This window comes from Phyllobacterium sp. OV277 (genome assembly GCF_900104355.1).
Lineage (GTDB): Bacteria > Pseudomonadota > Alphaproteobacteria > Rhizobiales > Rhizobiaceae > Phyllobacterium.
In genome coordinates, this window is sequence record NZ_FNIY01000002.1 from 726,774 (window position 1) to 749,355 (window position 22,582).

General features: G+C 55.9%; 24 protein-coding genes. 12 read left to right on the top strand and 12 right to left on the bottom strand.

Annotated features, from left to right (window positions below; translation table 11 throughout):
* The first annotated feature begins 42 nt into the window (after positions 1 to 42).
* From BLU05_RS09540 to BLU05_RS09550, 3 genes are all read left to right on the top strand, one after another.
* Positions 43 to 2,673 carry a DNA translocase FtsK gene (locus tag BLU05_RS09540; protein ID WP_091879508.1) on the top strand — a complete coding sequence of 877 codons (2,631 nt, stop codon included), beginning with the start codon at positions 43 to 45 and terminating at the stop codon, positions 2,671 to 2,673.
* Between the two features lie 210 nt (positions 2,674 to 2,883).
* On the top strand, positions 2,884 to 3,552 hold the full coding sequence (locus BLU05_RS09545) for an outer membrane lipoprotein carrier protein LolA (protein WP_091879509.1): 669 nt from the start codon (positions 2,884 to 2,886) through the stop codon (positions 3,550 to 3,552).
* A 124-nt stretch (positions 3,553 to 3,676) separates the two neighbouring features.
* A complete protein-coding gene (locus BLU05_RS09550) occupies positions 3,677 to 4,483 on the top strand; it encodes an exodeoxyribonuclease III (protein ID WP_091879511.1) in 807 nt (268 codons plus the stop codon).
* 15 nt (positions 4,484 to 4,498) lie between these two features.
* Here BLU05_RS09550 and BLU05_RS09555 read toward each other — a convergent pair whose 3' ends face one another.
* Positions 4,499 to 4,957, bottom strand: a complete 459-nt coding sequence (locus tag BLU05_RS09555) for a cyclic nucleotide-binding domain-containing protein (RefSeq protein WP_091879512.1) — start codon at positions 4,955 to 4,957, stop codon at positions 4,499 to 4,501.
* Positions 4,958 to 5,097: 140 nt separating this feature from the next.
* A complete protein-coding gene (locus BLU05_RS09560; RefSeq protein WP_091879514.1) occupies positions 5,098 to 5,781 on the bottom strand; it encodes a response regulator transcription factor in 684 nt (227 codons plus the stop codon).
* 139 nt (positions 5,782 to 5,920) lie between these two features.
* On the opposite strand from BLU05_RS09560, the gene BLU05_RS09565 reads away from it, so the two are divergent.
* Complete coding sequence (locus tag BLU05_RS09565) at positions 5,921 to 6,445, top strand: L,D-transpeptidase family protein (RefSeq protein ID WP_091879515.1); 525 nt, start codon at positions 5,921 to 5,923, stop codon at positions 6,443 to 6,445.
* A 9-nt stretch (positions 6,446 to 6,454) separates the two neighbouring features.
* Here the strand turns inward: BLU05_RS09565 and BLU05_RS09570 are convergent, their stop codons facing one another.
* From BLU05_RS09570 to tsaD, 5 genes are read right to left on the bottom strand one after another with little or no spacing between them, the layout of a single operon-like run.
* The gene (locus BLU05_RS09570) at positions 6,455 to 7,114 is read right to left on the bottom strand and encodes a class I SAM-dependent methyltransferase (protein ID WP_091880214.1); all 660 of its coding nucleotides are present in this window, start codon (positions 7,112 to 7,114) and stop codon (positions 6,455 to 6,457) included.
* A 57-nt stretch (positions 7,115 to 7,171) separates the two neighbouring features.
* A complete protein-coding gene (locus BLU05_RS09575; protein WP_091879517.1) occupies positions 7,172 to 7,600 on the bottom strand; it encodes an EVE domain-containing protein in 429 nt (142 codons plus the stop codon).
* Positions 7,601 to 7,608: 8 nt separating this feature from the next.
* A complete protein-coding gene (locus BLU05_RS09580; RefSeq protein WP_091879518.1) occupies positions 7,609 to 7,899 on the bottom strand; it encodes a YciI-like protein in 291 nt (96 codons plus the stop codon).
* Positions 7,900 to 7,929: 30 nt separating this feature from the next.
* Positions 7,930 to 8,916 carry an NAD(P)H-dependent glycerol-3-phosphate dehydrogenase gene (locus BLU05_RS09585; protein WP_091879520.1) on the bottom strand — a complete coding sequence of 329 codons (987 nt, stop codon included), beginning with the start codon at positions 8,914 to 8,916 and terminating at the stop codon, positions 7,930 to 7,932.
* Positions 8,913 to 9,992 (bottom strand): tRNA (adenosine(37)-N6)-threonylcarbamoyltransferase complex transferase subunit TsaD, encoded by a 1,080-nt coding sequence (tsaD, locus tag BLU05_RS09590; protein WP_091879521.1) that lies wholly within the window; start codon positions 9,990 to 9,992, stop codon positions 8,913 to 8,915. The genes BLU05_RS09585 and tsaD overlap by 4 nt, the downstream gene beginning before the upstream one ends.
* Before the next feature lie 97 nt (positions 9,993 to 10,089).
* Here tsaD and hemC point away from each other — a divergent pair, with 97 nt between their 5' ends.
* The 6 genes from hemC to BLU05_RS09620 all read left to right on the top strand — a co-directional run bounded on the left by hemC (position 10,090) and on the right by BLU05_RS09620 (position 16,223).
* A complete protein-coding gene (hemC, locus tag BLU05_RS09595; RefSeq protein ID WP_091879522.1) occupies positions 10,090 to 11,019 on the top strand; it encodes a hydroxymethylbilane synthase in 930 nt (309 codons plus the stop codon).
* The gene (locus BLU05_RS09600; RefSeq protein WP_091879524.1) at positions 11,019 to 11,744 is read left to right on the top strand and encodes a uroporphyrinogen-III synthase; all 726 of its coding nucleotides are present in this window, start codon (positions 11,019 to 11,021) and stop codon (positions 11,742 to 11,744) included. The genes hemC and BLU05_RS09600 overlap by 1 nt, the downstream gene beginning before the upstream one ends.
* 91 nt (positions 11,745 to 11,835) lie before the next feature.
* Positions 11,836 to 13,167, top strand: a complete 1,332-nt coding sequence (locus BLU05_RS09605; protein ID WP_091879526.1) for a COG4223 family protein — start codon at positions 11,836 to 11,838, stop codon at positions 13,165 to 13,167.
* A gap of 12 nt (positions 13,168 to 13,179) precedes the next feature.
* The gene (locus BLU05_RS09610) at positions 13,180 to 14,889 is read left to right on the top strand and encodes a heme biosynthesis protein HemY (RefSeq protein WP_091879527.1); all 1,710 of its coding nucleotides are present in this window, start codon (positions 13,180 to 13,182) and stop codon (positions 14,887 to 14,889) included.
* Positions 14,890 to 15,001: 112 nt separating this feature from the next.
* On the top strand, positions 15,002 to 15,478 hold the full coding sequence (locus BLU05_RS09615; protein ID WP_091880216.1) for a tellurite resistance TerB family protein: 477 nt from the start codon (positions 15,002 to 15,004) through the stop codon (positions 15,476 to 15,478).
* Between the two features lie 10 nt (positions 15,479 to 15,488).
* Positions 15,489 to 16,223: a glutamine amidotransferase gene (locus BLU05_RS09620; RefSeq protein ID WP_091879529.1), complete on the top strand. Its 735-nt coding sequence runs from the start codon at positions 15,489 to 15,491 to the stop codon at positions 16,221 to 16,223.
* 1 nt (position 16,224) lies between these two features.
* On the opposite strand, the gene BLU05_RS09625 is transcribed toward BLU05_RS09620, so the two are convergent.
* Together BLU05_RS09625 and aqpZ are read right to left on the bottom strand one after the other, a co-directional pair.
* Positions 16,225 to 17,466 (bottom strand): MFS transporter, encoded by a 1,242-nt coding sequence (locus BLU05_RS09625; RefSeq protein ID WP_091879531.1) that lies wholly within the window; start codon positions 17,464 to 17,466, stop codon positions 16,225 to 16,227.
* Between the two features lie 148 nt (positions 17,467 to 17,614).
* Positions 17,615 to 18,304: an aquaporin Z gene (aqpZ, locus tag BLU05_RS09630; RefSeq protein WP_091879532.1), complete on the bottom strand. Its 690-nt coding sequence runs from the start codon at positions 18,302 to 18,304 to the stop codon at positions 17,615 to 17,617.
* A 258-nt stretch (positions 18,305 to 18,562) separates the two neighbouring features.
* Between aqpZ and BLU05_RS09635 the strand changes: the two genes are divergently transcribed.
* Together BLU05_RS09635 and BLU05_RS09640 are read left to right on the top strand one after the other, a co-directional pair.
* Entirely contained in the window at positions 18,563 to 18,853 is a 291-nt protein-coding gene (locus tag BLU05_RS09635; protein WP_091879534.1) for a YggT family protein, read from the top strand.
* Between the two features lie 8 nt (positions 18,854 to 18,861).
* Positions 18,862 to 19,179 (top strand): DUF167 family protein, encoded by a 318-nt coding sequence (locus tag BLU05_RS09640; protein ID WP_091879535.1) that lies wholly within the window; start codon positions 18,862 to 18,864, stop codon positions 19,177 to 19,179.
* A 5-nt stretch (positions 19,180 to 19,184) separates the two neighbouring features.
* Here BLU05_RS09640 and ppa read toward each other — a convergent pair whose 3' ends face one another.
* The 3 genes from ppa to typA form a co-directional block, all read right to left on the bottom strand.
* Entirely contained in the window at positions 19,185 to 19,721 is a 537-nt protein-coding gene (gene ppa / locus BLU05_RS09645; RefSeq protein ID WP_091879537.1) for an inorganic diphosphatase, read from the bottom strand.
* A 221-nt stretch (positions 19,722 to 19,942) separates the two neighbouring features.
* Positions 19,943 to 20,449, bottom strand: a complete 507-nt coding sequence (locus BLU05_RS09650) for a GNAT family N-acetyltransferase (protein WP_091879538.1) — start codon at positions 20,447 to 20,449, stop codon at positions 19,943 to 19,945.
* Positions 20,450 to 20,576: 127 nt separating this feature from the next.
* Positions 20,577 to 22,406 (bottom strand): translational GTPase TypA, encoded by a 1,830-nt coding sequence (gene typA, locus BLU05_RS09655; protein ID WP_091880217.1) that lies wholly within the window; start codon positions 22,404 to 22,406, stop codon positions 20,577 to 20,579.
* Positions 22,407 to 22,582: the final 176 nt, after the last annotated feature.

Below are 22,582 nucleotides of genomic sequence, written 5' to 3' on the forward strand. Positions count from 1 at the left end.
ATTCACGACCGCCGTGCGTGCGTTTACTTAGGACGAGATTTCATGCGTCAAGGATATTCAGCCTCCTATGCGATTGATGAAAACCGGCACGGGTTGACGACCCTCTTTCGCCGGCAGATACAGATTGTCTGGGGGTTGGCACTTTTCTGCTTTGTGGCCTTCGCCATTGGCAGTCTTGCGACCTGGAACGTCATCGATCCGAGTTTCAGCCACGCGACATCCAACCCGGTGCGCAATGCGCTTGGCTATGCGGGTGCCGTCTTTGCTGACCTTGGCATGCAATTCTTTGGCCTCTCGGCGCTGGTCGCTCTCATGCCCGCGCTGTTCTGGGGCGGCTTGATGCTGACTGGCCGGGGTGTCGACCGCTTGCCACGCCGGGCGATCGCCTGGTTCTGCGCGTCGCTGATGGCGGCGGCAATGGCTGGTTGCTTCAATATTCCCGCAAGCTGGCCGATGCCAATCGGCCTTGGCGGCGTCTTTGGCGATATGGTTCTCAAGATTCCCGCGATCTTCACCGGAACATTTCCGCGTGGTGGTCTCGCCATGATCCTTGTCGCAGTCCTTGCGCTGCCGACGCTGTGGATCTTCGGCTTTGCCTGCGGCCTGACCTATCGTGACAGCGAGCCAGTGGTGGCAAAGAAGTCCGGTCGTCAGGTCACGCGTGAAGAAGACTTTGACGACGAGGATGAAGATGACGAGGAAAGCGATGGTGGCAGCTGGCTGGCACTTGGAGCGCTCACCCATTGGTTCCTGAGCATAAAAGCCCTTTTCCGCCGCATCTTCGGCCGTAGTGCGGGCCTCTACAACAGTGCGCGCAGCATGACGGCACGACACAATGACGATGACAATATGTTCAATGACGTGCCGGTTGCGCGGCAGGACGGCACTCGTCGCGATCCGGGTTTCTATGACGAAGCACCGCGCATCGAAGCGCCATCCATCGACATTGGCAATGATGATTTTGATCGCGGAGCCGACGACTACGACCCAATCGCTTTCAGTGAAGAGGACGAGGTTGACGACTGGGCACCGCAGGCGGCACCCGCCCGGCCCAGTTCAGTGCCGGGCGCAAAGGTTCGTGTCGACACACCAGCACCTGCACCGAAGACCGGTGTTCGAGTTCAGCGTGAGGCGCAGACTTCTCTGATCAAATCTGACGCATTTGAAATGCCACCGCTGCATTTCCTCAGCGAGCCGAAGAATGTGGTTCGCAATCCGAGCCTGTCGAAGGAAGCGCTTGAGCAGAATGCGCGGCTGCTTGAGGGCGTGCTCGAGGATTTCGGTGTCCGTGGTGAAATCATTCATGTACGCCCGGGTCCGGTTGTCACGCTTTATGAACTTGAACCCGCACCGGGCATCAAATCATCGCGCGTTATCACGCTTGCTGATGATATTGCCCGCTCTATGAGCGCTATTGCGGCCCGCGTTGCTGTCGTGCCGGGACGCAACGCCATTGGTATCGAATTGCCAAACCAGACGCGCGAAATGGTCTATTTGCGTGAATTGCTGGCGAGCCGGGACTTCGAACAGACCAAGACAAAGCTGGCCTTGGCGCTAGGCAAGACGATCAATGGTGAGGCTGTTATCGCCGATCTTGCCAAGATGCCGCATTTGCTCGTCGCCGGTACAACCGGTTCGGGTAAATCCGTTGCTATCAATACCATGATCCTGTCGCTGCTCTACCGGATGACGCCCGAACAATGCCGCCTGATCATGATTGATCCGAAGATGCTTGAATTGTCTATTTATGACGGTATTCCGCATTTGTTGACCCCTGTTGTGACCGATCCGAAGAAGGCCGTCGTGGCGCTGAAGTGGACAGTCAAGGAGATGGAAGATCGCTACCGCAAGATGTCGAAGGTCAGTGTGCGTAACATTGACGGTTTCAATCAGCGGGTGGAACAGGCACAGAAAAAGGGCGAGCGGATCGCGCGCACCGTGCAGACAGGGTTTGACCGGGCAACGGGCGAGGCTGTCTACGAGACTGAAGAGCTGGATTTGCAGCCCATGCCTTACATCGTTGTGATCATCGACGAAATGGCCGATCTGATGATGGTTGCCGGTAAGGATATTGAAGGCGCGGTCCAGCGTCTGGCGCAGATGGCGCGTGCCGCTGGTATCCATGTCATCATGGCAACCCAGCGTCCATCGGTTGACGTAATCACCGGTACGATCAAGGCCAACTTCCCGACGCGTATTTCCTTTCAGGTGACGTCGAAGATCGATTCCCGCACCATTTTGGGCGAGCAGGGCGGCGAGCAGCTGCTTGGCATGGGTGACATGCTTTACATGGCCGGTGGCGGCCGCATCCAGCGTGTCCACGGTCCGTTTGTCGGTGATGATGAAGTTGAAAAGATCGTCAGTCATCTGAAGTTGCAGGGCGTGCCTGAATATCTCGATGCCATTACCGAAGAGGACGACGAAGATGATATGGGCGGTGGCCCAGCCGGGACGTCGAATCTTGAAGATTCGGATGATCCCTATGATCAGGCTGTTGCGGTGGTGCTTCGGGACAAGAAGGCTTCGACCAGCTACATCCAACGCCGCCTTGGCATTGGCTACAACCGCGCTGCTTCGATTATCGAGCGCATGGAGCAGGAGGGGATTGTCGGTCCTGCCAATCATGCGGGCAAGCGCGACATTCTCGTGCCAACACAGGATGATGATTTCTAGGTGTCGTTACGTAACATTTTTCAATATTCGTCCTGTAACAGGCCGTAACGAACGCCTACATAACGCTCTGGGCATTGTTACGTAACCAGCTTGCAGCAGATGCGTGACAAATTTGAGGAACAAGTTGCGGTTTCCCGCCGTTTCTCGGCCATAGTCAGGTCAAACTGACCGGGTACAAAGCAAGAGAATAAGACAGGAGACAATATCACCATGACAACGACAAAAGCTTCGTTCCGCACGATTGGCACCTTTGCCCGGACATGTGCTGCGGCTTCCGTGGTTGGCATGGGGCTGCTTCTCGGTGCAACAGCAATTTCCGCTCAGGCGAGCGCTCAGGCCGCGCCCGCCGCGATCAGCGGTGCGCAGCAGATTGCGAACCAGTTCTCCAGCGTCAAGACAATGACCGGTGATTTCGTGCAGTTTGGCCCGCGCGGTGAGCAGACCGAAGGCACGTTCTATATCGAACGTCCGGGCAAAATCCGCTTCACCTATAACAAACCGTCGCCGATTCGCGTGATTTCCGATGGCGAATCAGTGGTTATCAACAATCGTAAGCTCGATACCTGGGACCTCTATCCCCTGTCCAAAACCCCTCTTAAGCTCCTTTTGGCCGATCAGATCAATCTGACCGGCGACCGCGTCAAATCGGTGAAGGAAGACCCCGATATGACAACGATTGTTCTTGGCGACAAATCGGTTTTCGGCAATTCAACCATCACGATGATGTTCGACCCGAAGACCTATGAGCTGCGTCAGTGGACGATCACCGATGCGCAGGGTCTCGACACGACTGTCATGATTACCAATGTCCGCAAGGATGTGAAATTCGCCAAGGACATGTTCACGATTGATTATACGCGCATTGCCATGAAGCGCTAATTCGATCTCCAAAGGCCGCTTTGCGCCACCAATCGCGTGTGGACGAGCGGCCTTTCGGTTTTCAATCAATTCAAACATCGTCTAGTCTCGCGCCAGCCTCATCATATCGCGAGCTTGTCCCCCGATGCCTTTTTCCGTTGCCACCTGGAACATCAATTCCGTGCGCCTGCGCCTTGATCTGGTTCTGCAGTTTCTGCGGGACTACCAGCCCGATATGCTGTGCCTGCAGGAAACCAAATGTCCTGATGATCTTTTCCCGCGCGAAGCCTTTCACATGGCTGGCTATGAACACATCGAGATCAGTGGCCAGAAGGGATATCATGGTGTCGCAACGATATCGCGGCGACCGCTAACGGAGCCCGCCCGGGTGGGTTTCTGCAATATTGCCGATTGCCGTCATCTGAGCACAATCGTCACGGCCGGTTCTAAGCGGCTGCGTATTCATAATTTCTATGTGCCGGCGGGCGGTGATGAGCCGGACCCGGCCATCAATCCGAAATTTGCGCATAAGCTTGGCTTTCTGGAAGAAATGAAGGCGATGAATGCCGTTTATGGCGACGGTCATGCATCGCTGCTCGTGGGCGATCTGAATATCGCGCCGCTTGAGACGGATGTCTGGTCGCACAAGCAGTTGCTGAAAGTGGTCAGCCACACGCCGATCGAGACAGAGACCTTCGAGGCGTTGCGCAAGAATGGCGGATGGAGCGATCTGATGCGCCATTATATTCCGCCGCATGAAAAGATTTATACGTGGTGGAGTTATCGTGCTGCGGACTGGGCTGCAGCTGACCGCGGCCGCCGTCTTGATCATATCTGGGGATCACCCGACCTGGAGAATGATCTGGCCAGCATCACTATCCTGCGGGAAGCGCGCGGCTGGGACCGCCCGTCCGACCACGTTCCGGTCATTGCGCGATTTAATCTGGATTAAGGGTGGTTTTGGCGATTACCGTTCGCCGAACAGGTGCTCATACTTGCTGATTGCAGCGATCATGTCGTTGAGATCGGTGGAAATCTGGGTATGCAAGGCAGCGGCAATCTCAGGATATTCCTCGAGGATGCGCCGGAACAATGAGCGGTTAAGGCGGATGACCTCGGTTTCCGTGTCTGCCATGGCGCTGGTAAGACGTTTGGTCTGGGCAATAATTGCCATTTCGCCCAAGACTGCACCGGGGCCAACACTCTTGAGCACAACACGCCCGCTCTGGCCCTCACGAAACAGCGAGATTGCCCCCCGGTCAATGACATAGGCGCAATCGGCCGATTGACCTTCGCGGTAAAGCTCGCGGCCTTCCCTTAAGACGAGACGCTCTGTTCCGAAGGCAAGCAGACGCAGCTGGTCACGGGTGAATGTCCCGAACAGCCCCACCGTCTCCAGAATGCGAATATCATCTTCAATTGCCATGCAAGAACAGACATATACCTAGATTGACCGCACGCATAACCCCAAAAAATCCCCTATGGTTTTTGGCAAGGATTGTGCGCAAATCAGAAGTCTTACTGCGCCCTTATGCGCCAAAAAGGCGAAAGGCGCAGTAACCGGCATCAAGGAATGAGTTTGTATCCCCCGCTTTCCGTAACAAGTATGCTCGAATTCGACGGATCGTGCTCGATTTTTTGACGCAACCGATAGACATGGGTTTCCAGCGTGTGTGTGGTAACACCGGAATTATAGCCCCAGACCTCTTCCAGCAACACGTCGCGTGTGATGACCTTGCCGCCCGCACGGTAGAGATATTTGATGATGGCGACTTCTTTTTCCGTCAGCCTGATCTTGCCGCCCTTGGCGTCAATCAGCATTTTCTGACCGGGTTTGAAGGTGTAAGGGCCGACAACGAAGGTCGCGTCTTCACTCTGTTCGTGCTGGCGCAGCTGTGCGCGGATACGGGCAAGCAGCACAGCGAAGCGGAATGGCTTGGTGACATAGTCATTTGCACCTGATTCGAGGCCAAGGATCGTATCCGAATCAGTATCGTGCCCGGTCAGCATGATCACGGGAGCCTTGAAACCGCCCTTGCGCAGAAGCTTCACCGCTTCACGCCCGTCCATATCAGGCAGGCCGACATCCATGATCAGGAGATCAACGACACCATTGCGTGCCGACTGGATACCCTTGGTTGCATTGTCTTCCTCAATGATCTGGAATTCTTCATAGAGGCTCAACTGCTCAACCAGGATGGCGCGAAGATCAGTATCATCATCGACGATAAGAATGGTGCGTGCTGTCATATGGTTTCCCGCCCAGTGGAAAGAAGTGATTGGAATTTAAGTCGAATTGTTCCGGAAAGAAAGGGGACCGGCTTGATATTGCTTATGCGGCGCATCAGTCTGACACAAAAATGCTTTTTATGAGGCAAGCGTGAGTCGCATGACGTTGAAAATGATCGATGTTCGCCGAAAACCCGGCCACCGCAGCCGCGGGCAACTGATTGCAGGCCAAATGGTGCTGCATTGTGCCTTGGGTAAAGGCGGTATCTCCGCCTTCAAGCGGGAAGGGGACGGAGCGACACCTTTGGCACGCATGCGGTTGCTTTATGGTTTCAAGCGCCCTGACAAACGGGTGATTGCACCAACAAGCCTCAGTCTTCGTGCCCTGCGCCGGAATGACGGCTGGTGTGAGGTGGGTGATGATCGCAATTACAACCGCAAGGTGCGTATCCCCTACGGTGCCAGCCACGAAACCATGTGGCGCAAGGATAATCTTTATGATGTCTGCATTGTCATGGACTGGAATATCAAGCCAAGGCGGCGTTCCGGCGGCAGTGCCATTTTCTTTCATCTGGCACGGCCGGGCTATGCCCACACGGAAGGCTGTATAGCCTTGAACCGACGTGACATGGACCGGTTGCTACCCTTTCTGTCAGCAGAAACGGTTATACGGGTTTTGCGTTAAGCGGTAGGGCTAGCTTCGAAACCGCCAGACTGTTGTGCGTTTCACTTCCGAATCTTCAAGAATTCGGGTCACAGGTACCGAATATACGGCCAGTTCTTCCGTTAAATTTTTCGGGAAGTATGAGCGTCCGGGATCGCCAACGATGACGTTTGCACCGCGTGCCGTAAGTGCTGTGAACCAGGGGATCAAGCGCTCTGCCAGCGGCTTTTCATAAAAGACATCGCCTGCGAGAATCACATCCCAGCCATGATCCGTGTCGATCAAATCATGAATAAGGGTCTCTACCGCAACATTGTTGGCTTTGGCATTGAGATTGATGGCTGGGCGGGTAAAGGGGTCGATATCACAGGACGTAACGCGTGCCGCACCTGCAATAGCTGCGGCTATGCCGACAAGTCCTGAGCCGGAGGCAAAATCCAGAACAGTTTTGTCCCTCACTATAACAGGATGATCAAGCACATAGCGCGCAATGCCTTGACCGCCAGCCCAGGCAAACGCCCAGAAGGGTGGCGGTAGACCTATGGTTGCCAGCTCCTCTTCCGTCTTATGCCAGAGATCGTGGGCTTCATCGGCGAGATGAAGCTTTATTTCTGGCACATGCGGCGGTGACTGCAGCATGGTATTGGCAAGGACAAAGCGGCGATAGCGTTCGCTGTTGGGATCAAGCACCTGCTCATCCATGACAGAAGTCTCTGACAGGACAGAAGACACTGGCATGACAGGCAATCATTGGGGAGCGGGAACAAGCCCGGCCATGCGGCAAACTTCCTCCCACTCATCCGGCATGACCGGCTGCACGGAAAGGCGCATGGATGTCACCAGTGCCATCTTTTCCAGCTTCGGGTTTGCCTTGACATCCTTGAGGGTTACCGGCTTTGGAATGTCCATGACTGCACGGATATCGACGCATTCCCAGCGGGGATCATCGGTGGTCGAATCATGATGCACCAATGCACAGACCTCGACAATACCGACAACCTCAAGACCTTCATTGGAATGGTAGAAGAAGCCCTTGTCGCCAAGCTGCATGGCCCGCATATTGTTGCGGGCGAGATAGTTGCGCACGCCGGTCCATTCGGTGCCCTTTTTGCCTGCTTCTTTCTGCTTATCCCAGGACCATGCGTCGGGTTCGGATTTGAAAAGCCAGAATGCCATGTTTGATCCTATTTATTATCCGGATTCTTGATTGCCCAGTTCCACGGGCGGATGTCGACTGATGCGAACAGGCCCGCCTTGGCATAGGGATCGCCCGCAGCGATTTCCGTTGCACCGGCAAGATCAACCGCGTCGATAACGACAAGGCTGCCATTTGGCTTGGAGTCGTCACCAAGGAAAGGTCCGGCGAACTTCAGGCGATCACCAAGGCCATTCAGATAATCGAGATGCGCGGCGCGGGTGTCGAGACGTACCTGCAGATGATCAGGCTTATCGTTGCAAAGTAGAGCATAGAGCATGCGGTTTCTCCGGTGCGGACAATCAGATTTCTAATCTTCGTTTTTCAGCGGCCGTGCAAGAAGGGCCTCAACAGCTTCATCGATGGTAATGCTGCGATCCAGAATCCGGACAACGGTTTCGATGATGGGTGCTTCGATATTATGTCTGGCGGCCAGTTCCGCAGCAATTACGGCTGTTGCCACGCCTTCCGCCAGTGGTCTGCCGGTCAGATCTTCGCCCCGGCCGAGTGCAATGCCATAGGAATAGTTGCGCGATTGCGCGGTGGAACAGGAAAGAAGCAGATCGCCGAGGCCGGAAAGACCCATGATCGTTTCCGGGCGAGCGCCAAGCGCCTGTCCGATACGGCGCAGTTCGACGAAACCCCGCGTGACGAGAGCGGCCTGTGCGCTGGCGCCAAAACCCCTGCCGATAGCGGCACCGGCGGCAATGGCGAGAACGTTTTTCAGCGAGCCGCCAATTTCAACACCGACAAGATCATCGGTCGAGTAGCAGCGAAATGTCGGACCTGAAAGTGCAAGCGCGATACGATCAGCCACGGTCTGGCTTTCGGCGGCAACCGTAACGGCGGTCGGCAGGCCGCGGGCCACATCACTGGCAAAACTTGGACCTGACAGGGCCGCCAATACCTGATCCGGAATGATCTTCCTGACCAGACTGGACATGAGAAGCCCGCTTTGTCGATCAATACCTTTGGCGCAGATGATCAGCGGAACAGAAGCGGGGATCAATGCCTGCAATTCCTGGAGGGCACCTGCCATCGCTTGCGCCGGAATGACACAGAGGATGAAATCGCAGTCGGCAAGAACGTCGCTTGCCTGGGGGCTGGCGATCAAGGACGGTGAGAGATCAATACCGGGCAAATAGGCTTCATTGCGGTGATGGTTATTAATGGATTCGACGATCGCGGGATCGCGGGCATAGAGGCGCACGTGATGGCCGTTTTGTGCCGCCATGGAGCCGAGTGCTGTACCCCACGCGCCGCCGCCAAGCACAGCGATATTGTGCGCGGAATTCATGCCTTGGCTCCGCGGCGCCCGGCGCCGATCAGAGGTGCAGAGTGCATGTCCAGTGGCCAGCGCGAGCGCGGCGCGATATCGAGCGAATCAGCAGTCATCTGATCCGCCCGTTCCGCACCGGCCCAGGCAATCATTGCCGCATTGTCGGTGCAAAGGGTCATTGGCGGGGCGATGAAGCGGAACCCTTTGCCGGTGCATAAATCTTGCAGGCAGGTGCGCAACACCGTGTTGGCAGCAACGCCGCCCGCAACAACCAGCGCCGGTTCCTTGACGTCAGGGAAAGTCGCACGAAACCGCGCCAGCGACCGGGATACGCGATCATTCAGCGTATCAGCGACGGCGTCCTGAAACGCGGCGCAGATATCGTTGACATCCGTTTGCGATAGCGGCTCCAGCGTCGTTGCCAATTGGCGCACGGCTGTCTTCAGGCCGGAAAAGGAGAAATCCAGCCTCTCTTCACCCTTGAGTGGCCTAGGCAGCGAGAAGCGGCTGGAATCGCCAAGAAGCGCAGCTTTTTCAACCTCGGGTCCGCCGGGGTAAGAAAGGCCAAGCAGCTTTGCGGTCTTGTCAAAGGCTTCGCCCAAAGCGTCATCAATGGTCGTGCCGAGCCGCTCATAATCACCAAGACCTTTGACCAGAACCATTTGGGTATGGCCACCGGAAACCAGTAAAAGCAGATAGGGAAAATCAATCTGGTCGGTCAAACGCGGTGTCAGCGCGTGGCCTTCAAGATGGTTGATGGCGTAAAAAGGTTTTTGCGCGGCCATGGCAATGGCCTTGCCCGTCATAAGGCCGACGATCAAACCGCCAATCAAGCCGGGGCCTGCGGTCGCCGCCACCGCATCCACATCGTCAAGTGTTATCTCGGCTTCGTGCAGGGCTTGTCCAATCAGGCGGTCAAGCACTTCGACATGGGCGCGTGCGGCAATTTCCGGCACCACGCCGCCATAGGGCGCATGGTCGTCAATCTGACTCAGAACCACATTGGAGAGAATGCGGCCATGACCATCGCTGTTGCGTTCGACAACCGCAGCAGCCGTCTCGTCGCAGCTCGTTTCTATACCCAAAACACGCATTGATGACCCTGACATCCTTCGCCGCATTGCCCGTAGCACAAAAGCCCGTTAGTTAGGGCCCGATAAATTCAAACTCGCGTAACACGGACTGCGACTAATGCAAACAAAAACGCTCAAGATCGGTACACGTGGGAGTGCACTGGCGCTCGTACAAGCCCGTCAGACGCGTGATCGGCTGGTTAATGCCCGCGGTATGCGCGAAGAGGACGTTGAAATCGTCGTGATTTCGACCAGTGGCGACAGGATTCAGGATCGGCCGCTATCGGAAGTCGGCGGCAAGGGGCTGTTCACCCTTGAGATTGAAGAGCAACTGACCGATGGCCGCATCGATCTGGCTGTGCATTCTTCCAAGGATATGGCAACTGTTCTGCCCGAAGGCTTGCATCTTTCGGTTTTTCTTGAACGGGAAGATCCGCGTGATGCATTCATTGGCCGTAACGTCAAAACATTGCTGGAGCTGCCCTTGGGCGCCGTCGTTGGTTCGGCATCGCTTCGGCGGCAGGCTTTGATTTTGCGGGCAAGGCCGGATCTGAAAGTCATAAACTTTCGTGGCAATGTCGATACGCGTTTGCGCAAGCTCGCTGATGGCGAAGTCGATGCCACCTTCCTCGCTTATGCGGGATTAAGGCGTCTTAATCTTGGCGATAGAGCGACCGCACTGATGGATGTCATGACGTTTCCGCCTGCGCCGGGTCAGGGCGCCATTGCACTGGAAACCCGCATTGGGGATGATCGGATCGATGCGCTGGTTGCACCACTCAATCATTTTGAAACATCAACCGCGCTAGCCTGCGAACGTGCATTCCTTGGAGCGCTTGACGGTTCCTGCCGCACGCCGATTGCCGGACTTGCAACGGTTTCCGGCGGGAGTTTGAGATTTCACGGTATGATTCTGCTGCCAGATGGGACAGAAGCCCATGAAGTGACAGGCGAAGGTGACGTGGCTGATGCCATTGCCATCGGACAAGATGCAGCGGCGCGCGTTCGGGCAAAGGCCGGGGCGCATTTCTTTACGGATTGGCTCTGATGGAAAAGACTGTTCTGGTCACACGGCCCTTGCCAGCTGCGACCAGAACCGCTGACCGGCTGCGCGCGCAGGGCTATGTGCCTCTTATCGTGCCGCTCACAGAAATTGCCCCACTCAACCCGGTGATGCCCGAGGGAACGTTTGACGCCGTTGTCGCAACGAGTGCCAATGCATTGCTTCATGCCAGTGACGAATTGCTCGCCCCGCTTTTGCAACTGCCCTGTTTTACCGTTGGGGATGCAACCGCTGATGCCGCCCGTGCACGCGAGTTTGAGACCGTTACGACAGGGGACGGTGATGGAGAATCGCTGGCAGATACGATTGTTGAAGAACTGCGCGCGGCAGGTTCGCTGCTTTATCTGACGGGCAGGGTGCGTTCTCCGGGATTTGAACGGGCGGTGACGCTTGCGGGTTTTCATTGTTCGCCTTTGGCGATCTACGATACAATTTCAGTCAGTTATACAACTGACTTTTTGATGAAAACGCTTGGCTCACGACGTATTGATTATTGTCTGCTTTATTCGCAGATGAGTTCAGAGGTTTTGTCTGGTTTAATCGGAGCAGCAAATTTAGAGCATGTATTTGATAAAACAGTATTTTTATGTCTGTCAAAGCGTATTGCCGAGAGCATCTCCGGGTTAAGAGAAGCTGCTATCAGGGTTGCGGGCAGGCCCAACGAAGATGCATTGTTCGACCTTCTGGCGCGCGTGCAGGACGACCAGTGAATGGCATTCGTCGCTTAGCGACATTTGCGAACTGGAACTTCCCTGCTAGCTTGGTGTTTCAGTCAACCCAATTGTTCTGAAGAGAGTATCCATGGCCAAAGCATCCGTTCCCCGTCATTCCAAGTCAGCCCGGAAGCCTGTGACGATTGAACTGGAGCCATCGGATATTGTGAAGGACCATCCTGCTGGGGGAAGCGTGCCGCAACCGGAGCCTGTCGGGTTTGATCCGGATACCAGTGTCCAAGCGCAGGAACCAAAGAGTGAGCCCGTCGAAGCAGCTGCTGTGAGCAGCGAAGACAAGCCCAAAATTGAGACTGCATCACAGCAGACGTCGTCGTTTGGCAGGTCGTCATCTGCCGAACAACCGAAACCAGCCACGCCTGCATCCATACCGGTGCCGCCGAAGGCCGGTGATCCGCTTGGGCGTCTGACATCGGGACTTATCGGCGGTGTGGTTGCTTTGCTTGGTGCAGCGGCTTTGCAATGGGCTGGCATATTGCCATCACCCAAATCAGATCTTTCGGCAGTCGAGCAACAGATCGCTGAATTGCGCAACGCTGCTCCCGCCAAGGCTACGCTTGATGAGGGCTCGCAGGTTGCGCTGAATGGTGCCGTGGAGAATGCCAAACAGGCTTTGGGTCAGGTCTCCGGTCTGGCTGATGAGTTGAAGGCGCTGAAGCAAAATGTGGCGGCAACGACGAATGCCGCAGGCGCGGGCACAACAGTTGATACAAGTGCTATTGATGCGCGTATCGCAACGCTCGAATCGCAGCTAACGGCCAGTCAGCAGAAGGTGGAGCAGGCCGCCGGTGCGCTTGCCGGTGAAGCGCAGACCTCAGCCGCCTTGCAGACGCGGCTTGATGCTTTGGAAACCAAAGTTCAGGACAATTCCGGTCAAAACAACATGGCGCTGGCCATTGCTGCTACCGGATTGAAGTCCGCCATTGATCGTGGTGGGCCTTTTGCGGCGGAGCTTGATACCTATCTTGCCGTAGCGCCTGCTTCCGCTGATGTGGAGGGATTACGGACGGCGGCTTCGGCTGGCGTTCCTACGGTAAGCATGCTGGCGAGCCAGTTCGGCGACGTGGCCACAAAAATCATTGCAACAACCCGAACAGTCGATCCCAATGCAGGTATTCTTGATCGCTTGTGGTCGAGTGCGGAAGGACTGGTAGAGTCGCGTCCGGTGGGTCTCATCGAGGGTGAAGGTGTGGACGCCATGACCGCTCGCGTTGAAGCGCATCTCAATGCCGGTGATCTCAACGCCGCCATCGCCGAATGGGACAAGCTTCCAGAATCGGCCAAAGCTGTCTCAACGGATTTTGCCAACACCATGCGCGCCCGTCAGAAGGCCGGGGATGTCGTGTCCAAGGCGCTCTCCAACGCATTGACCGGTATGAAAACACCGGCTGCGGCACAGTAAGGGAAGACGATCATGATCAGAGTTCTGTCTTTCCTTCTCGTTGTTCTGGTCCTGGGCTTCGGTTTTGCATGGCTTGCCGACCGCCCCGGCGATCTCGTCATCACCTTTGCCGGAATGCAACATAGGGTCAGCCTGATGGTGGCTGCATCAGCCATCGTGGCGCTGGTGGCCGGTGTCATGCTGATCTGGTGGATCATCAAAAGCGTTATCACCTCTCCCTATGCCCTGCGCCGCCATTTCCGTGCGCGCAAGCGCGACCGGGGCTATCAGTCCCTGTCGACGGGTCTGATCGCAGCGGGTGCAGGGGACGGGCAAACCGCCCGGCGCATGATCAAACAGGCAGAAAAGCTTCTGAATGTTGATCAGGAACCGCTGATCAAGCTTCTCGATGCACAGGCAGCCATGCTGGAAGGTCGCACCGACGATGCGCGGGCGAAGTTCCAGGCCATGCTGGATGATCCGGAAACAAAACTTCTGGGTCTGCGCGGGCTTTATCTCGAAGCACAACGGCTTGGTGCGCGTGAAGCATCGAAGCAATATGCAGAAGAGGCGGCGTTGCTTGCACCCAATGTGGAATGGGCGGCAACAGCAGCGCTTGGCCAGAAGACCGCGCATGGTGACTGGGATGGTGCTCTGGAACTGCTGGAAAAGCAGAAATCGAGCAAGCAGATCGACAAGGATACGGCCAAGCGCGAACGTGCGGTTCTCCTGACGGCCAAGGCTATCGACACATTCGAGAGTGATCCACTCACCTCGAAGCCGATTGCTATCGAGGCCAACAAACTGGCGCCCGATCTGGTACCGGCAGCGATTGTTGCGGCCAAGGTGTTGTTCCAGCAGGGCGACCTGCGCAAGGGATCGAAAATTCTGGAGCATGTCTGGAAGAAAGAGCCGCAACCGGAAGTGGCGGAAACCTATGTGCATGCGCGGCTTGGCGATTCTGTCTTTGATCGCCTCAAGCGCGCGCGTCATCTGGCAACGCTATATCCGCATCATCCGGAATCCAGCCTTGCCATTGCCCATGCGGCTCTGGCTGCCGGTGAGCTGAAGGAGGCGCGCGAAGCAGCCGAAGCCGTTTTGCGGACAGCGCCGCGCGAGAGCGCCTATCTGTTGCTGGCAGACATAGAAGAGGCCCAGACGGGCGATCAGGGCCGCGTGCGTCAATGGCTGTCGCGTGCCGTCAAGGCTCCACGCGATCCCGCCTGGACCGCTGATGGCTATGTTTCTGAACGCTGGGCTCCCGCCTCACCTGTAACGGGCAAGCTCAATGCTTTCGAGTGGAAGGTTCCCGTCGAACAATTGGGAACGGTGATCGATGCGCGTGAGGATTTTGACAGCGCACTGGCGGCCAGACCTGTCCGGACAGCGCCCAAACAGGAGGCGACAGAACCCTTGATCCCGGCAAAATCGGTGATTGTGCCTGAGAAGCCAGCTTCACGCGTCATTGAGCCGGATGCGGATATTGCCGATGCAGAAATTGTATCGGCTGAACCGATTTTGAAGCCGGAGCCCGTGAAGACGCCAGAGGCGTCGCCTGTTACCAAGCCGGAAGAACCACAGGCGCACGAGCGGATTGCATCCGTATTGCCACCGCTGCCGGAAAAGGCCGCTATGGCAACGGAGCGTGATGAGGAAAAGCTGGTTATTCCGGTGCCCGATGATCCGGGCGTGCAGCCAGACGATGAGGACGAGCGGCCAAACAAGAAGTTCCGGCTCTTCTAACACATTAATTTCAATAGCGGTCTTTGCGGCAAGATGCACAATGGCGGGGCTCTGTCAGCCAAGCTATCAGTTGATTCGGGCCATTGGTAACAACGCTGAAAGATCTGTATTTATGCTGGACCGCCTCGTAACTTTCTTCAAGGCTCTGCCATCCGGTGAGAGCGGCAAAGGACGTTTTTCCAAAAATGATCCGCGTCTTGCTGCGGCAGCATTGATGTTCCACGTCATGGATGCGGATGGCGAGCGGCGCAAAGTGGAACGCAAGCGCCTGTCGCAGCTGATCTCCGAGGCCTATGGCCTCAAGGGCGAGGCACTGAAGCGTCTGCTTGAAGACAGTGAGCAGGCTGATCAGGAGGCCGTGGATCTCTACAGCTTTACCAGCGTTCTCAAGCGCAACCTTGACGAAGAGGCCCGAATTCATTTCATTGAGCTGATGTGGGATGTGGTTTTCGCCGATGGGTCCGCGCATGAGCTGGAAGAGAATGTCGTCTGGCGGGTGGCGGAACTGATTGGCGTCTCTTCCCGTGATCGCGTGACAATGAAGCAGAAGGCAGCCCTTCGCGCCAAACAGCCGGTGCAAGAGGAATAGGATCGAAAGAATGTTCCAGACGGACTGGGCGGAGAACAGGCAAGTGAAACGCCCGAAAATCCTCACGGTACTGCATCAGGAACGCTCAAGTCCCGGCCGTGTCGGCCAACTGCTGCTACAATCCGGCTTTGATCTTGATATTCGCCGTCCACCGCTTGGTGATGATTTGCCTGAAACGCTGGAAAATCATGCGGGCGCCGTCATTTTTGGTGGCCCGATGAGCGCCAATGACCCGGATGAATTCGTTACAAGAGAAACCGACTGGCTGTCTGTGCCACTGTCTGAAAACAAACCCTTTCTTGGAATTTGCCTGGGCGCACAGATGCTCGCCAATCATATTGGCGGCACGGTCGGTCCACACCCCGAGGGTTTGGTGGAAATCGGCTGGTATGAACTTGAGGCCACCGAAGCCGGCAAAGCTCTGATGGATTGGCCGTCAATGGTCTATCACTTTCATCGCGAGGGTTTTGATCTGCCGCGTAGTGCCACCCTGCTGGCAACCGCCAAGGCCTATCACAATCAGGCCTTCCGCTATGGTGAGAATGCCTGGGGCGTACAGTTCCATGCGGAACTCACCCGCGCCATGATGCAGCGCTGGGTGGTGCGTGGCTCCGAGCGTTTTACGATGAACAATGCCCAGCAGGGGCGTGAACATCTGGAAGGCCGTCTGGTCTACGATGCCATGCTCAAAGCATGGTTGCAGCGTTTCCTTGGCACAATTTTTGGTGCGCCTGTTTTGGCTTAACTTAAGTCCGACCCTGCAGGTTGCGTGCCTTGCGCAATTGCGGGAACCAGTATGCCCATAGCCCTGCCACAGCGATTGTACCGATGCCACCGAAGACCACCGCAGGAATGGTGCCTATCATGGATGCCATAATCCCGGCGCGGAACTCACCCAGTTCGTTCGACGCGCCGACAAACACCATATTAACAGCATTGACCCGGCCACGGACATGATCAGGCGTCCAGAGTTGCAGCAGCGTTTCTCTGATATAGACGCTGATCATGTCAGCAGCGCCCATCAGCGCCAGCAAGGCGATGGACAGCCATGCAAGGTTGGACACGCCGAACATGATCGTCAGTAGGCCAAAGAGAGCGACGAACAGGAACATGATCATGCCGGCATGATCGCGGATCGGATGGCCCGCCAGCCAGAGCGCGGTCAGAATAGCGCCTATACCGGGCGCCGCCCGCAGCATGCCAAGTCCCCAAGGGCCAAGCTGAAGAATATCGCGGGCATAAACGGGCAAGAGCGCCACCGCACCACCCAGAAGCACGGCGAAAAGGTCGAGTGAAATCGCGCCGAGCACGACTTTCTCTTTCCAGATGTAATGAAACCCGGCCATCAATGTCTGGAATGACTTCTTTTCCGTCAGCGTGTGCTGGGTCGGCTTGGGAATGGAGAAAATGCAGATTGTTGCAGCGGCCAGCAGGATTGAAGCGATGCCGTAGGCAATGGCGGGCGACAGGCCATAGAGCAGACCACCAGCGACCGGGCCAACGATTGTGGCGATCTGCCAGGCCGAGGAATTCCACGATACGGCGTTCGAAAACACCTCTGTCGGTACAAGATTGACGACGAGGGAGGCGGAAGCCGGTCCAAGAAAGGCGCGTCCCACACCAAAGCCCGCCAGAATGGCAAAGACGGCGAGAGGCGTGAATGCATGGGTGAGCGTCAGCAAAAGCAGCAGGACAGCGCAGATCACTTCGACGCCGAGGGCCAGTCCCATGATGAAGCGCCGACCAAAACGATCAGCTGCCGCGCCAGTGATGAGAACGAGCAGCAAGGATGGAGCAAACTGTACGAGCCCGACCAGTCCAAGATCGAAGGGATCGCGCGTCAGATCATAAATCTGCCAGCCCACAGACACGCTGATAATCTGGATCGCAAAGGACCCGAAGAAGCGGGACAGCCAGTAACGGGTGAAGGACGAATGGCGAAAAGCGGCGTAGCGATCGTGTACCGCATTCGTTTCAGGGAGGGTCATTCGATGAAAGGCTCCGGAATTTGGAGACTTCTTCTAGAGCAATTTTCAGCAAAAAGGGATAAATAAATGTGAAATATTATGTCGTTGTGAGAGCGCAAAAATTGGGCCGGAAGAACCGGCCCAAATTATTCGTGAATGGATTGGATGCTCAGTCTTTACCGAGAAGCGCCTTCCAGATGATCGCGCCAACAACGGCACCAACAAGTGGAGCAACCCAGAAAAGCCAGAGCTGGCTGAGTGCGGCCGTCTGGGCAAACAAGGCGACGCCGGTAGACCGGGCCGGATTAACAGAGGTATTCGTCACCGGAATGGACACCAGATGGATCAGGGTCAGTCCCAGACCAATGGCAATCGGGGCAAAGCCCGCCGGAACGGATGATGACGTTGCTCCAAGGATGATGATGATGAAGAAGGCTGTGAAGACAACTTCAGCAATCAGGGCGGCGGTCAGTCCAAACCCACCTGGAGAAAGTTCACCATAACCATTGGAAGCAAAGCCTTTGACACCGGCAAAATCCGCCTTGCCCGAGGCTATCAGGTAGAGCACCGCAGCAGCGGCGATAGCGCCGATAACCTGTGCGATCCAGTAAGGGATAAGATCCTTGAAGTCGAAGCGTCCCGCTACGGCAAGGCCAAGCGAAACAGCGGGATTGAAGTGGCCGCCGGAGATACCGCCGACCGCATATGCCATGGTTAGAACCGTAAGACCAAACGCAAAGGCAACACCGAGAAAGCCAATGCCAAGGGCTGGAAATCCAGCGGCAAGTACGGCACTGCCGCAACCGCCAAGGACGAGCCAGAATGTACCGAAGAATTCGGCTGACAGTTTATTGAGCATGGAAACCCCCTAGATAAAGTGCTTGCCGGAACTGCCCGACTCACAACTATAAGTTATTCCCGTTTTCAAAATTCAACAATAACGTTCAATTGTACCTCCGGGGATGCTGTTGTTCACCCGATGAAATACCTTCTGCGCAATGAATACTTGGTTTGGTCATTGCCAAAATGGAGTCGGCTTTGATTCCCACAAAAGCAGCTACCTCTTGCCCGAGCGCACGCCAATCGCTACATGTCGCGTGATTATCAGGAGAAACCTATGCTCGCTCTTATCCGCACGATTGATCTGGCCCTCGATATCTACACCTGGATTCTGATTGCCAGTGCGATCTTCTCATGGCTCTACGCATTCAACGTGATCAATTCGAGCAACCGGTTTGTCGCTTCAATTGGCGAATTTCTCTACCGGGTGACGGAGCCTGCCTTGCGTCCTATCCGGCGCTTCCTGCCCGATCTGGGTGGCATTGACATATCCCCGATCATCCTGCTGCTGATTATCTTTTTCCTTCGCCAGTTTCTGTGGACCACAATCGCGCCGCTTCTGGTTTAACCGCAGCGTTGAGCACGGCTTTCTTTCGCAAGGAGCGTGACGGTATCACGCTCTTTGTCAGGCTGACGCCAAAGTCAGCCCGCGACGGGATTGAAGGTGTTGAAGAAACGGGTGACGGGCGCGCCCATCTGAAAGCCCGTGTGCGGGCGGTGCCGGAAGATGGAAAAGCCAATGCGGCGCTGGAAAAGCTGCTGGCGAAATCGCTTGGAATAGCGGCGCGCGATGTTTCTATTGGCGCAGGCGCCACATCACGGCTGAAACAGGTCAAGATATCGGGCGATCCGGAAGCGTTGGCTTTACAGCTCGAAACACTGGGATCGCCCTGATATAATCAGGCCTTCTTGGCGTTGTGACGCTCAATGGCTTCAGTGATCAGTTTGCGGGCCGCATCTTCATCACCCCAATCACCAATCTTCACCCATTTGCCGGGTTCCAGATCCTTGTAGTGTTCGAAGAAGTGCTGAATCTGCTTCAGTGTAATCTCAGGCAGGTCCGTGTAGTTGTGGACCTTCTCATAACGCAGGGTCAGGTGCGGTGAAGGCACGGCGATGATCTTCTCATCCTGTCCCTTATTGTCTTCCATGACGAGAACGCCAATGGGACGCACGTTGATCACGCTGGTTGGCATCAGGGCGCGGGTGTTGCAGATCAGCACGTCAATCGGATCGCCGTCATCCGACAGGGTGTGCGGAACAAAACCGTAATTGCCCGGATAGGTCATCGGGGTGTGCAGGAACCGGTCGACAAACAATGCGCCGGAATCCTTGTCGAGTTCGTACTTGATCGGTTGACCGCCGACTGGAACCTCGATGATGACGTTGACATCTTCAGGGGGATTATTGCCGACCGAAATGGCATCAATGCGCATATTTTCAGAGTCCTTGTTGGTTTGGGAGTGCTGTAAAGATTTTTACGCGGTGACGCAAGAATTGCGTCGCATATCTACGTCCCGAAAACAGAGGGGCAGGTCCAATTGAATGAAATAAGTGCAGACAAGGCCGCAAAATCACAGACATAACAAGAAATATTGTGTCGCAGGCACCAAAGAGGCCTGTTCCATAAAACCAGAGATTTTCGAATAATGGGCAACTAGCTCCAGACGAAAGCGACTTTCTTCAACGTCTTTCCTTCGAAACATTCAACGCCTTCGGCCACATCCTTGCCACCCGCGTTCTGATAGAAGTTGATCGCGAGATCATTGTCTTCAAGAGCCCAGACAACCATGCCCTTAAGGCCCTGATCGACAAGGCTGCGGCGCGAAGCGCCGAGCAGGCGCGTCCCGAGGCCCAATCCCTGATATTCAGGGCGGATGTAAAGCTCGTAGACTTCACCTTTTTGTGGCAACTGGCGCGCCCTGTTTGGTCCCAGCGTGGCATAGCCCGCAACCACGCCGCCAATATCGGCGACGAGAATCTGTGTGGAGCGGCGAATGGCTCTCGCCCACCAGTCCGCGCCGCGACGGTGCAGCATGGTGTTCAGCGAACGATGGGGGATGATGCCTCTGTAGGCGCCCTGCCAGGCAGCCAGATGCACAGCGGAGATTTCGCCCGCATCGGCCAGTTCAGCTCGTCTGATCTCGGTCACATGGGTGTTCATGGTTTCTTAACCATAGACCCGTGCGCCGGGATTTCGCAACTGGGATTTAGAACGATTTTTTGTGTATTGCACCAAAAAGAAAAGCGGCGAAAATCGCCGCTCTTCTGATCATTGAATGTGGATTGGCTTATGCGGCGCCAGCAGCCTTGTTGCTCTTTTCGAAACGCTTGCGCTCGTTCGGATCAAGGTACAGCTTGCGCAGACGAATGGACTTCGGCGTGACTTCAACCAGTTCGTCATCCTGAATCCACGACAAAGCGCGTTCCAGCGTCATGCGGATCGGCGGTGTCAGCTTGACGGCTTCATCCTTGCCTGCGGCACGGATGTTGGTCAGCTTCTTGCCCTTGAGCACGTTGACTTCCAGATCGTTGTCACGGGAATGGATGCCGATAATCATGCCGGCATAAACCTTGACGCCAGCTTCGATAACCATCGGACCGCGATCTTCCAAGTTCCACATGGCGAAGGCAACAGACTCGCCCTGATCGTTGGAGATCAGAACGCCATTGTTACGCCCTGCGATTTCGCCCTTGAAAGGTTCGTAAGCGCGGAACAAGCGGTTCATGATGGCAGTGCCGCGTGTATCGGTCAGAAGCTCCGACTGATAGCCGATGAGGCCACGCGTCGGTGCGTAGAAAACCATGCGGACGCGATTGCCGCCGGATGGGCGAAGCTCGACCATTTCTGCTTTGCGCTCGGACATCTTCTGCACAACCGTGCCTGAATATTCCTCGTCAACGTCGATCAGCACTTCTTCGATTGGCTCAAGCAGGTCGCCATTTTCGTCCTTCGTCATGACAACGCGGGGACGCGAAACACCAAGCTCGAAACCTTCACGGCGCATATTCTCGATGAGAACGGCAAGCTGCAATTCGCCGCGGCCCGATACAAAGAACGAATCCTTGTCGCCTGACTCTTCAACCTTCAGCGCTACGTTGCCTTCGGCTTCCTTGAAGAGGCGGTCACGAATAACGCGGCTGGTGACCTTGTCACCTTCGGTTCCGGCCAATGGCGAATCATTGACGATGAAGGACATGGTGACTGTCGGCGGATCGATTGGCTGCGCATGCAGAGGCTCGGAAACCTCGGTGGCGCAGAATGTGTCGGCAACAGTGCCCTTCTGCAGACCGGCGATGGCAATGATGTCGCCCGCATGGGCTTCTTCGATTGGCTGACGCTCAATACCACGGAATGCGAGGATTTTTGAGATACGGCCGGTTTCAAGCTGCGTGCCGTCGCCGTGCAGAACCTTGACCTGCTGGTTGGACTTGACGGTACCGGAATGGATGCGGCCGGTGATGATGCGGCCGAGGAACGGATCGGCTTCAAGGATCGTGCCGATCATCTTGAATGCGCCTTCACCGACGGTCGGGGCAGGCACATGGTCAAGAACCATGTCGAACAGGGCGGACAGGCCCTGATCCTGCGGACCTTCCGGGTTGCGTGCCATCCAGCCATTGCGGCCTGAACCGTAAAGGATCGGGAAGTCGAGCTGTTCGTCAGTTGCGTCGAGAGCAGCAAAAAGGTCGAAGACTTCGTTGACGACTTCTTCGTGGCGCGCATCAGGGCGATCGATCTTGTTGATCGCAACGATCGGGCGCAGGCCAACCTTGAGGGCCTTGCCGACAACGAATTTGGTCTGTGGCATCGGGCCTTCGGCAGCGTCGACGAGAACGATCGCGCCGTCCACCATGCTCAGGATACGCTCGACTTCACCACCGAAATCGGCGTGGCCTGGTGTATCGACGATATTGATGCGTGCATCCTTCCAGACGACCGAAGTGGCCTTGGCGAGAATCGTGATCCCGCGTTCCTTTTCGATGTCGTTCGAATCCATCATGCGTTCGGCAACGCGCTGGTTGTCACGGAAACTGCCGGACTGTTTCAGAAGTTCGTCGACAAGCGTGGTTTTGCCATGGTCGACGTGTGCGATGATCGCGATGTTGCGCAGTTTCATGAGTTTCTCTTTTGGAGGATTGTGGACGCTCACATGCTGGCGCCGCTTTGCATTTGCGCGCTCCATACATGTTTTTTCGCAAATGCGAAAGGGGGGATACGCTTTTGGCTGACCCTTGCCTGCATTACAGCTATGCAGGCGTGACGGCTCTCGGACGGTATTAAGCGCGGCAAATC

Bases quoted from the DNA above. Each gene is read 5' to 3' on its own strand.
- BLU05_RS09540 (WP_091879508.1), top strand. From the start codon at position 43: ATGCGTCAAGGATATTCAGCCTCCTATGCGATTGATGAAAACCGGCAC.
- BLU05_RS09545 (WP_091879509.1), top strand. From the start codon at position 2,884: ATGACAACGACAAAAGCTTCGTTCCGCACGATTGGCACCTTTGCCCGG.
- BLU05_RS09550 (WP_091879511.1), top strand. From the start codon at position 3,677: ATGCCTTTTTCCGTTGCCACCTGGAACATCAATTCCGTGCGCCTGCGC.
- BLU05_RS09555 (WP_091879512.1), bottom strand. From the start codon at position 4,957: ATGGCAATTGAAGATGATATTCGCATTCTGGAGACGGTGGGGCTGTTC.
- BLU05_RS09560 (WP_091879514.1), bottom strand. From the start codon at position 5,781: ATGACAGCACGCACCATTCTTATCGTCGATGATGATACTGATCTTCGC.
- BLU05_RS09565 (WP_091879515.1), top strand. From the start codon at position 5,921: ATGACGTTGAAAATGATCGATGTTCGCCGAAAACCCGGCCACCGCAGC.
- BLU05_RS09575 (WP_091879517.1), bottom strand. From the start codon at position 7,600: ATGGCATTCTGGCTTTTCAAATCCGAACCCGACGCATGGTCCTGGGAT.
- BLU05_RS09580 (WP_091879518.1), bottom strand. From the start codon at position 7,899: ATGCTCTATGCTCTACTTTGCAACGATAAGCCTGATCATCTGCAGGTA.
- BLU05_RS09585 (WP_091879520.1), bottom strand. From the start codon at position 8,916: ATGAATTCCGCGCACAATATCGCTGTGCTTGGCGGCGGCGCGTGGGGT.
- tsaD (WP_091879521.1), bottom strand. From the start codon at position 9,992: ATGCGTGTTTTGGGTATAGAAACGAGCTGCGACGAGACGGCTGCTGCG.
- hemC (WP_091879522.1), top strand. From the start codon at position 10,090: ATGCAAACAAAAACGCTCAAGATCGGTACACGTGGGAGTGCACTGGCG.
- BLU05_RS09600 (WP_091879524.1), top strand. From the start codon at position 11,019: ATGGAAAAGACTGTTCTGGTCACACGGCCCTTGCCAGCTGCGACCAGA.
- BLU05_RS09605 (WP_091879526.1), top strand. From the start codon at position 11,836: ATGGCCAAAGCATCCGTTCCCCGTCATTCCAAGTCAGCCCGGAAGCCT.
- BLU05_RS09610 (WP_091879527.1), top strand. From the start codon at position 13,180: ATGATCAGAGTTCTGTCTTTCCTTCTCGTTGTTCTGGTCCTGGGCTTC.
- BLU05_RS09615 (WP_091880216.1), top strand. From the start codon at position 15,002: ATGCTGGACCGCCTCGTAACTTTCTTCAAGGCTCTGCCATCCGGTGAG.
- BLU05_RS09620 (WP_091879529.1), top strand. From the start codon at position 15,489: ATGTTCCAGACGGACTGGGCGGAGAACAGGCAAGTGAAACGCCCGAAA.
- BLU05_RS09625 (WP_091879531.1), bottom strand. From the start codon at position 17,466: ATGACCCTCCCTGAAACGAATGCGGTACACGATCGCTACGCCGCTTTT.
- aqpZ (WP_091879532.1), bottom strand. From the start codon at position 18,304: ATGCTCAATAAACTGTCAGCCGAATTCTTCGGTACATTCTGGCTCGTC.
- BLU05_RS09635 (WP_091879534.1), top strand. From the start codon at position 18,563: ATGCTCGCTCTTATCCGCACGATTGATCTGGCCCTCGATATCTACACC.
- ppa (WP_091879537.1), bottom strand. From the start codon at position 19,721: ATGCGCATTGATGCCATTTCGGTCGGCAATAATCCCCCTGAAGATGTC.
- BLU05_RS09650 (WP_091879538.1), bottom strand. From the start codon at position 20,449: ATGAACACCCATGTGACCGAGATCAGACGAGCTGAACTGGCCGATGCG.
- typA (WP_091880217.1), bottom strand. From the start codon at position 22,406: ATGAAACTGCGCAACATCGCGATCATCGCACACGTCGACCATGGCAAA.